At 45.2% G+C, this 8,938-nt stretch carries 9 protein-coding genes; 2 read left to right on the forward strand and 7 right to left on the reverse strand.

Annotation, left to right across the window (positions count from 1 at the left end; genetic code table 11):
- Nucleotides 1-19 precede the first annotated feature (19 nt).
- From MOST_RS12910 to MOST_RS12940, 7 genes are all read right to left on the reverse strand, one after another.
- On the reverse strand, nucleotides 20-1,273 hold the full coding sequence (locus MOST_RS12910; RefSeq protein WP_054937698.1) for an MFS transporter: 1,254 nt from the start codon (nucleotides 1,271-1,273) through the stop codon (nucleotides 20-22).
- Nucleotides 1,274-1,314: 41 nt separating this feature from the next.
- Nucleotides 1,315-1,659, reverse strand: a complete 345-nt coding sequence (locus tag MOST_RS12915) for a cupin domain-containing protein (protein WP_244267186.1) — start codon at nucleotides 1,657-1,659, stop codon at nucleotides 1,315-1,317.
- Nucleotides 1,660-1,698: 39 nt separating this feature from the next.
- On the reverse strand, nucleotides 1,699-2,328 hold the full coding sequence (locus MOST_RS12920) for a DUF2148 domain-containing protein (RefSeq protein WP_054937700.1): 630 nt from the start codon (nucleotides 2,326-2,328) through the stop codon (nucleotides 1,699-1,701).
- 49 nt (nucleotides 2,329-2,377) lie between these two features.
- On the reverse strand, nucleotides 2,378-3,436 hold the full coding sequence (locus tag MOST_RS12925) for a nitrilase-related carbon-nitrogen hydrolase (protein ID WP_054937701.1): 1,059 nt from the start codon (nucleotides 3,434-3,436) through the stop codon (nucleotides 2,378-2,380).
- A 131-nt stretch (nucleotides 3,437-3,567) separates the two neighbouring features.
- The gene (locus MOST_RS12930; RefSeq protein WP_054937702.1) at nucleotides 3,568-5,469 is read right to left on the reverse strand and encodes an aldehyde ferredoxin oxidoreductase family protein; all 1,902 of its coding nucleotides are present in this window, start codon (nucleotides 5,467-5,469) and stop codon (nucleotides 3,568-3,570) included.
- A 42-nt stretch (nucleotides 5,470-5,511) separates the two neighbouring features.
- Nucleotides 5,512-5,748 carry a MoaD/ThiS family protein gene (locus MOST_RS12935; protein ID WP_054937703.1) on the reverse strand — a complete coding sequence of 79 codons (237 nt, stop codon included), beginning with the start codon at nucleotides 5,746-5,748 and terminating at the stop codon, nucleotides 5,512-5,514.
- A gap of 182 nt (nucleotides 5,749-5,930) precedes the next feature.
- Nucleotides 5,931-8,009: a sigma-54-dependent Fis family transcriptional regulator gene (locus tag MOST_RS12940; RefSeq protein WP_054937704.1), complete on the reverse strand. Its 2,079-nt coding sequence runs from the start codon at nucleotides 8,007-8,009 to the stop codon at nucleotides 5,931-5,933.
- Nucleotides 8,010-8,339: 330 nt separating this feature from the next.
- Between MOST_RS12940 and MOST_RS12945 the strand changes: the two genes are divergently transcribed.
- Entirely contained in the window at nucleotides 8,340-8,711 is a 372-nt protein-coding gene (locus MOST_RS12945) for a ClpP family protease (protein WP_340637980.1), read from the forward strand.
- A gap of 13 nt (nucleotides 8,712-8,724) precedes the next feature.
- Nucleotides 8,725-8,938: YlzJ-like family protein (locus MOST_RS12950; RefSeq protein WP_054937705.1), on the forward strand; the 214-nt coding region annotated here is incomplete at its 3' end.

Consider the following 8,938-nt stretch of genomic DNA (forward strand, 5'->3'; position numbering starts at 1 on the left):
CTTGTTACTTAGCTCTTTTTTACGAGGAAATGCTCTTTGTATCTGCTTCGAAGCTGATACCAGCAGTTTCCGGCAGTAGGAAAATCAATACTGCTGAAATTATGAAGGAGATCGAGGCTATGGCCAGCGCACCACCCACACCAAAAAATGCAGCTAAGGCACCAGTAATCCCAGGCCCGATAGACGTTCCAATCCTGCCCACGTTAAAACAAAAGCCAACAGCTGAGCCTCTTATCCGGGTTGGGAAAAGTTCGGCATAATAGGCTCCATAACCCGAGAAGTATCCGGTGAAGAAAGATAAGATAGGGCCAATCAACACTACTGAGGTACGAGCCACGTCTTGATTATATGCTTTGGCTAAGTAGACTGGTAGCAATCCAAAAACCAAGGTGAATATCGCTGTGCCTAAGAAGAATAGACCAAATGCTTTTTTCCGCCCGTAGCGGTCACCAATGGTACCATGGGTAAGATAGCCTACCACGGCCCCAGAAAGGATGAAGAATGTCCATAAAGGAATGTTCTTGGCGTTAAAACCTACAACCGCTAGATATGAAGGAATCCAGGTCATTACGGCCCAGTAACCATACATACCTAAAAAAGCGATTAAGCTGGCTACGAGTGTCTTAGTTGCATATTGCTTCTGGAATAGCTCCTGGATGGAGACCGACTGGGCCTTGGCCTTAGTCTTCTTATCTTCGCCCTTAGTTTTCAACCATAGTGGCGATTCATTAACGAAAAACCATATAGCGATAAAGATGAGCAACGAAGGGATAGCGCTAGCTATATATGCTCCTCGCCAACCGAAGGATGGCGATACAAAGTAGGTTAAGATCGATGCATAAAGGTAGCCTAAGGGGAAACCGACCTGAACTACGGCTACAGCTTTACCGCGAGACTTGGGGTCCCATATCTCGCTGATTAAGGTCATGCCGGCCGTCCAAATACCTCCTAACACCAAACCCACCAGTAGGCGTGATAGCACCATCTGGGTGGGATTCTGGGATATACCAACTAGTATTCCTGAAAGTGCTACTAAAAACATAGCACTTAGTAAAGACTTCTTGCGGCCGTACTTGTCAGCTATGAATCCGAATAGGGGTCCACCAACTACAGCGGCAGCCATTGGCAAGAACCCGATGGACGCAGCAAGAGCCGGCGTAATATTCCACTCCTTCGCCACGCTCCCCAAGACATATGAGTAAAGAAGCGAGTCACCGGAATCTGCCATCCAGGCAAACATAATGGTAATTAGCATCGCCCAGTTCCTTGACAAATTAAACACCTCCCGTTACTTTTCAGCTAACCTAGCTGGGCTTATTCCTCTACTAATATTCTCTCCACCTCGACAGCAGGGAAGAAATAAAGAATGTGCAGTATGTCTTTTCCAGTATTGGTGATGCAGTGCTTGCAACCCGCAGGCATAAGCACCACAGTAAGGCTGTCAATTTTGACCTCTTCGCCGTCTGCTTCAACGGTGGCCTCCCCTTTTAGGAATACAAGGGCCTCTTCCACCTTGTGAATGTGCCGGAACAGCTTTTTCCCGGGATCTATCTTTAGTTCGCCAACAGTTACAGCTGCTGCCCCCTTTTCTCTATTCATCACTTGCTTACTAATAATGCCCGGGAATGGAGTTACATCGGGGACATCTGAAAATCGCACTATCTTCAACTTACATACCTCCTTTCAGATTTATAAAATTCATTCCACCTGGCCCAGCGAAGCGGCGATAGCCTTATCCTTGCGGTCAAAGAATACGTTTTTCCCCGAGGAAGAGACACCAATGCCTAGAACGGGTGCGTAACCGTTAAAATAACCTAGTTTAAGAGCGGCAATCCCGACTTTCTGAAAAATTCGATTATCGAGGAAGTGGTGTGCAGCGACAGCCACAGCGGAGGATACCGCTATGCCTATATCTATTACTCGATACATGCATAAAGGACCCGGAAAGTCCTTCCCCTCCATGCGAGGCGCTTTTAACATTTCGCTACAAGTAAGGAAGCCACACCCCCCGCAGTTAACCCCAGGGGTCTTTCTTCCCTGAATACCCAATAAGAGAAGCCCATCGGCCTTTTCAATGGCTTCGGCATCACTGTTCCAGTCAAGTTTTACCGACTTCGATTTGTTTTCGTTGGTTATGGCGGCTGACTTTTGTTCGCCAATAGTGCGCATCATGGCCGCAATCTTCAGTCGTTCTTCCTCACTGGTTATGCTGAGCTTAAGGCAGTCCATTCCGAACGACTTTGGAGCAGTGCGGGCAGCCAATGACATGAGGTTCAGAACCATGTTTATTGCACCTTTATCTGACGCAATATCTGTTTGAGCCGACAATTTTATCCACCTCCATTTTCACTAATGCTCTCGTTGGGGCCATTTATCACTATCTGCAGGTACCCTTCTTTAGTCGTTCCTTCTGATTGCCAAGGATTGTACGTGCTATGTTGGCCACTGGCTCCATTAATGGAGGTGCATCTGAAAATTCCGGTGGTATCTTTTCCCACTCCCTGTATACACTATAAGGATTAGTCCGAACCCCATAAGGAGGTACGCCTGTATAACCGCGGTGCTTTAAATTGTAAAGATGGTTATTGGAAGCCCTCTGTTTACGTGCGTTGGCTACCAGTTGTGGGTAGATGTCCACCTTAATCATACCCGCAGTACCGTCCATCTCATTGATGATGTTTCCCTCGAAATCCACTACCATAGATCGACCAAAGTAGGAATAAGATTCGTCTTCACCCACCGTGTTCACGGCCACAACATAAGCAATATTTTCGTACGCGCGGGCGCGATTGGTGATTTCCCAGACCCTATTCCAGGGATACATATATTTTGAAGGCCTTATTAGGACAGTAGCACCCTTCCAAGCAGCCTCACGTGCCGGTTCCGGGAGGTCGCCATCGTAACAGAGCATTACAGCCAGTTTGGTTCCTTTGGGGCCATCGCAAACTGGCATCTCCTCCCCCGGGGTCCATGGCTCTTTGGGATTCCAGGGGTTCATCTTACGGTACTTCAGTGCGATATTGCCGTTGGGATCAAAAATAAGCATACCATTATAGGGCATAAGCTCAGGGTCCTCGTTTTTCTCCACTATGGAAGAAACTAGCCATATGCCGTGATCAGAGGCTATCTTGGCGAGTTTGTCAGTCACCGGCCCTGGCACTGTTGTTGCCATTAGGTAATGATAACTATAATAAGCAAATCCAGTTGTGCTGTATTCAGGAAAAACAACCATGTCTACACCCGGAAAGGAATTAACCGCACGCTTAACATAGTTTCTAATAGTATCGATGTTCTGCTCCACTTCATCAATCGAAGTAGCGGCTACAGGTGCAAACTGCACCATGACCACCGCCATGGCACCATCAACAGGATTAATACAAGTCATTAAAATCACCGCCTTAACTTTTTTGTTTAATATAGAGAAACAAAACAACATGGAGGGCACTTACCTCTCTTTGCCCTATCATCACCCCCCTCGTATTTTTTGCCCTCACTTCCTTTCAATTGGATTATTACTAAGTTTTACTTAGGGTTTTCCAGGGGTTCTATGAGAGCCTACAAATAAAATTAATTTTGATTATCAACAAATTGGTCTAATCCCAACTCAAGCAATTTGCCGGCGGTAGGTATTCCTGTCTCATCCCAGCCAGCCATGCCGTAATAAAGTTTTACGGCTTGCTCAAAGGCTTCTTTGTCCAAAGCATTCTTACCATCCAGCGGTCCGCTAACAATAGGTTTAAAGAAAGTGGCTGGCAAAGTATCATCCTTGCACCCTAGGCCCTGCCGTATGTTAAATAACCTGGCCATAGTGTTAACTCGTTCTCCAGTCTTTAGAAGTTCCCACAAACTTGTCTCCCATCCGGTTGTAGCCTGGACAAAATCTACGAAATTGTTGAGTGGGATCAGGCTTCTAGCAACTGCTCCAAACATACAAACACCTAGGCAGTCATACATAGAATTAAGGACACTAGTATAAAAAACCATGCGAACTTTTTGGGGCCCCAGGTCCAGGGCAGGAATTGGTTCCAGAATGCCTAAAGGCGCCAAGGCTTCCAGCCCCAAGCTGCCTTCCGAAGTAAAGAAAGGATCGTGTTGGGCAAACCAGTGATCGGCACCGTTAGGGGCCAGGGCAAACTGTAACCCCAAACCGGTCTTTACCCGCGGGTCATGCATGGGAATTTCCTGCCCTTTTACTTCAAGGAGCATAGCTTCCGCTCCCCTGCCTATTCGTGCCGCTACAGCCCTAGTACCATCCGCCAAAATTTTACCGAAACCCTGCCGGTAGGCTATCTGCTCAATTAATGATAAGAGAATTTCTTCATTACCAAATTTGAGTTCCAACCCCCCGGTGTCTTCTTTGGTAATAATTCCCTGTTCATAGCAAGCCATGGCGAAAGATATGGCCATGCCTGTGGAAATAGTATCTATTGTATAACGGTTACAAAGCTCATTAGCTTTGATGATTAGTTTAAGGTTATTAATACCGCAATTAGATCCCAGGGCAACAAGAGTTTCATACTCTGGACCACCGTAAATCCTGTCTACTTTAAATTCTGCATCATCTACTTTCACAATTCGCTTGCAGCGGATAGGGCAAGCATAGCAACCGCCCCTTTCTACCAGATACTTCTCAGTTAATTCCTTTCCTCCTATATCGTTAGCTCCCGAAAACACACCTAACGACCAGTTGTTAGTTGGCAAGCATCCCCCTGCGTTATTGCTTTCTACCCCGGCAGGTGTACCATATTCGTGTAAAGCTGAACTAAGAGGGTGCTCACGGTAGTTCTGGCTTACCCAGCGTGAAAGCTGTTGAATTTTATCCCTCTCATGTATAGGCACTTTTTTAGAACCGCAAACCGCAATGGCCTTGAGGTTCTTCGAACCCATAACGGCCCCTAAACCATTACGTCCATTAAAATGGGAGAGATCATTAACGATCCCCGCAAATAAAACTTTATTTTCACCGCCAGGCCCAATGATTGCTATTTTGGCATCTTTAACCCCGGTATCCTGGCGAATAAAAGCTTCGGCTTCTCCTGTATCCAGCCCCCAGATACGGCTGGCATCTCTAATTTCGACCTTATCATCAGCGATCCATAGATAGACAGGACCTGCAGCTCTACCTACTACCACTAAAGCATCATACCCGGCTTTTCGCAATTCCGGTCCCCAGTAACCACCTGCTTCTGATTTACCCAACCCCCCGGTTAGGGGAGATTTAGCACATACGGTATAACGAGGTACACAAGGAACAGGGGTTCCGGTTAAAAAACCCGGAGCAAAAACTAAAATATTTTCCGGCCCTAATGGTTCGCAGTTTTGCGGCAGGAATTTTAATAAATAATATAAGCCCAATCCCGGTCCGCCTAAATAGGTCCGATAAAAATTTTTATCCGGTTCTATATGCTTTGTTAAACTATTAGATAGATCAATCCAAAGAATTTTTCCTTGATACCCACAACCATTCATTTTTAATATGGGCCCCCTAACAGAGTGTTTTCGCGAAATATATTAGCCCCCTCCAAAAACCGGATATAATATAACTGTTGCATTATCGGGCAACTCTTGATCCTCTGCAGCAAGTTTACCGTTTATTAAAACCACCCCCACCTCTCCATGAACCAAATTAAAGAATTCAAGTACATCATGAACGTTCGCATCATCTTCCATAACAAGAGAAATCTCACCGGTTTGATTATTACTGTAACGTATTAGCGATAACTGAAGCTCAACCCTTACTTTTTTCACGGTTCAGATGCCTCAGCTTTATTATTACTTTAGTTGCTATAAGTATTAACTATGCAATAATCATGCCAGTCCCCAAAATGCTGGGTTTCCTAACCATGATATTTCAAAATAATACACTGATGAAAAACTAAAAAACCCCGCCCCATTAAATTTTAGAGTTGGCAGGGTTTTGTATTATTTCGTTACAGATGTACTATATCGCTACAGTCAATTTGATACTGCTTAATTTTACGATATAATGTACTCCTGGCAATTCCAAGCAGCTGGGCTGCGCGGCTAAGATTACCTTCACTAACTATAAGTGCTCTACGAATAGCAGTTATCTCCAATTTTTCAAGATTATATAAATCTGTAGGAACTATTTCACCACTGTTTTTTATATCTCTCTTTCCAAGACTACGTACCAAAAACTCTCTTATTCCTGGATATGACATTATGTCCTGCTCTTGAATGATTCGACTGTTGCGACTCAAGGCCAATATAGCCGACCGTTCAACAACATTCTCTAACTCACGCACATTGCCGGGCCAGTGGTACTGCTGTAATATACTAAACACTTTCTCTTCCATACCCAATTCTACACCCAAACGCCTACCCAGGTTTCTACAAAAATGTTTTACCAGTAGGGGTATGTCATTTAGCCGCTCGCGCAAAGGGGGAATAACAATGGTAAGTACATTGATCCGGTAGAATAAGTCCTCCCGGAAACTTCCTTCCTGTACTAGTCGCCATAAATCCTGATTTGTAGCGCAAACCAGCTTGGCGTTAATGGCAATTTCCGTAACGCCCCCCACACGCATTATAGTTTTTGTCTGTAGTACGCGTAAAAGCTTGACTTGCATATTTAAGGGCATGGAATTTATTTCGTCTAAGAAAATTGTACCCCCCTCAGCAAGTTCAAACTTACCTGGACGGCCATCCTTTTTGGCGCCAGTGAAAGCCCCACCCTCGTAACCGAACAATTCGCTTTCGATAAGTTCTCCCGGGATGGCTGCACAGTTTAAAGCCACAAATGGCCCGTCTTTCACAGGACTGGCGTTGTGAATTGCTTGGGCAAATAGCTCTTTACCGGTACCACTTTCGCCTTGGAGTAAAATAGTATTAGCTAGTCCGGCAGCCTGCTTGGCCAATTCTACTATCCTCTTAAATTCAGCCTCCTCCCCAATGAGATCGGAAAAAGTAAAATGTGCTCTTAACCCGGCTAAATTTTTTATAAAGCCTCTGGCACTTGACATGGGTTTAAAAATACCTATGATCTCCTTGCGGTCCTGTTTGCTAACTACCGGTTCCAGTGTAGCAACAAAGAATTGGTTGCCCTTGGGGGTCTTCATGGTTATTTCTTTATTAACTTTTGAAAGACCGGATTTAATAGCTTCTTGAAAAACATTATTTTCCCCCAGAAGATCGCTCACATTCCTACCGATTGCTTCTTTGGATTTTATTCCTAGAAAGTTACTGGCCGCCCGGTTTAAGGTAGTAACAAAACCATTCACATCTACTACAATCAAACCATCCGATACGGCATGAATAATATTATTAAGATATTCATTAGCAATTTCCAGATTTTCTATCAGTTCTCGCTGCTGTAAGCTTTGCTCTATAACCTTGCCGACAGCTATAACCATTCCCAACGTATGCTTATGAAACAGGGAAAAATGACCGGCCATATTTATAACACCCAGGAAATCCTTTTTAGGTGAAAATATGGGTGTAGCTGAACAAGTCCAGTAGTGTAGATTTATGTTATAGTGTTCTGGACCAACAAGCTGTACCGGTCTCTGAAGGTGAGCAGCCAGGTTAATGGCGCTAGTGCCGCAATTGACCTCGTTACGGTTCACCCCTACACTGGATCCATGTTTTAGTGCTTCTTTAAGAGAATCGTCATCACTAAATTGTGCCAAAAGATATAAATCCTTATCAAAAAGGTCCACCCGGAACATAGAACCTTTGACGCTCTTTACCAGTGTTTTTAGGAATGGACTGGCCACCTCTACTAAAATCCGGTTTCTTTTTAGCCTCTCTTCAATATCCTTATCAGACAAACAAACTTTATTTGGCGAATCGTAAGGATTTAACCCTCTGGCTCTGCAGCGCTTCCATGAAGCAAGGACTTCCGGCCTCACTACATCTCTTTCTTTGAGGTCACCTTTTTTCTGAAACTCTTCCCAGGCCTGCCATAATTTTGTCCACTGGAGATAAAATTGTTTGTATTCTAGATAGTAACTTTTCTCATCTGGGAGACCATGAATAGGATGTGCCATACTATTCCCCCCTGTATCATTGGAACAACCTATAAATTAGGTTGTGTAGGACCACCTCTTTATGTTCAATCTGCTTATAGGTTTGTATAAACTTTCGACTTATTCCTTATTTGTAGTTATATTTTAACCTAAGGGTGACTGAGTTGCAACGTATAAGAAACCTGGGGTGTTACCGGACTATGATATTGTCATAGTGTTAGCCGACTGAGAAAATGTCAGTATTACTGGAAAGACTTTTTTGAACGAAAAGGAAGCTTAAATTCGAAAGGCGCGAAAGCCTGGTCATGAACAGTTAGCTTTTTGCACCAGGATCGATAATTTAAACGCTACTTGGATAGCATCGGCACCCCCATAGCCGTAGCGGCCAACCATTCCTTCATTGCCGAAACAGCCACCATGACCATCCACCCCATTCGCCTCACCGGCCTGGTCATTGGCGTCCCTCAGACCTATGAATACCTGGACAAAATGCAGGACCGGATCATCCGTTTTATCGTGGAGCACGCTAATATTTCGGAGCAAGAACTGCGCCGCCTGATGTTCCAGACAGGTGAGCTGGCGCGGGATATCGGTACTATCCTGGTGGGGAAGGATGCTGTTAAGGTAGGATTGATTGATGAAGTTGGGGGACTGTCCCAGGCCGTCCAGCATTTGAAGAAACTCATTGCTCAAGGCGTTCCCGGCCCGGGAAAGCTCCACTGAGAGGGTGATAATTATGTACATCTACAGCCCTATGCCGTGGGAGCTTATCTGGGAGGGGGCAGAAAATTTCTGCCCCCGGCGGCAGGAGATAAAGGTTGGTCACCTGACCCTGGAAATCGAACCCTTGAGTTTCAACCAGGCCCGGGTGGTTCGCCTGATCAGCACCAACCCGGCCGACTACCTGGCCGGCCCCTACCAGCCGGGCGCAGTCCTGGAATTTGCCCCCC

Origin of the sequence: Neomoorella stamsii (assembly GCF_002995805.1) — a bacterium.
In the GTDB taxonomy this organism is placed as follows: Bacteria; Bacillota; DSM-521; order Neomoorellales; family Neomoorellaceae; genus Neomoorella; species Neomoorella stamsii.

Bases quoted from the DNA above. Each gene is read 5' to 3' on its own strand.
- MOST_RS12940 (WP_054937704.1), bottom strand. From the start codon at position 8,009: ATGGCACATCCTATTCATGGTCTCCCAGATGAGAAAAGTTACTATCTA.
- MOST_RS12925 (WP_054937701.1), bottom strand. From the start codon at position 3,436: ATGTTGTTTTGTTTCTCTATATTAAACAAAAAAGTTAAGGCGGTGATT.
- MOST_RS12930 (WP_054937702.1), bottom strand. From the start codon at position 5,469: ATGAATGGTTGTGGGTATCAAGGAAAAATTCTTTGGATTGATCTATCT.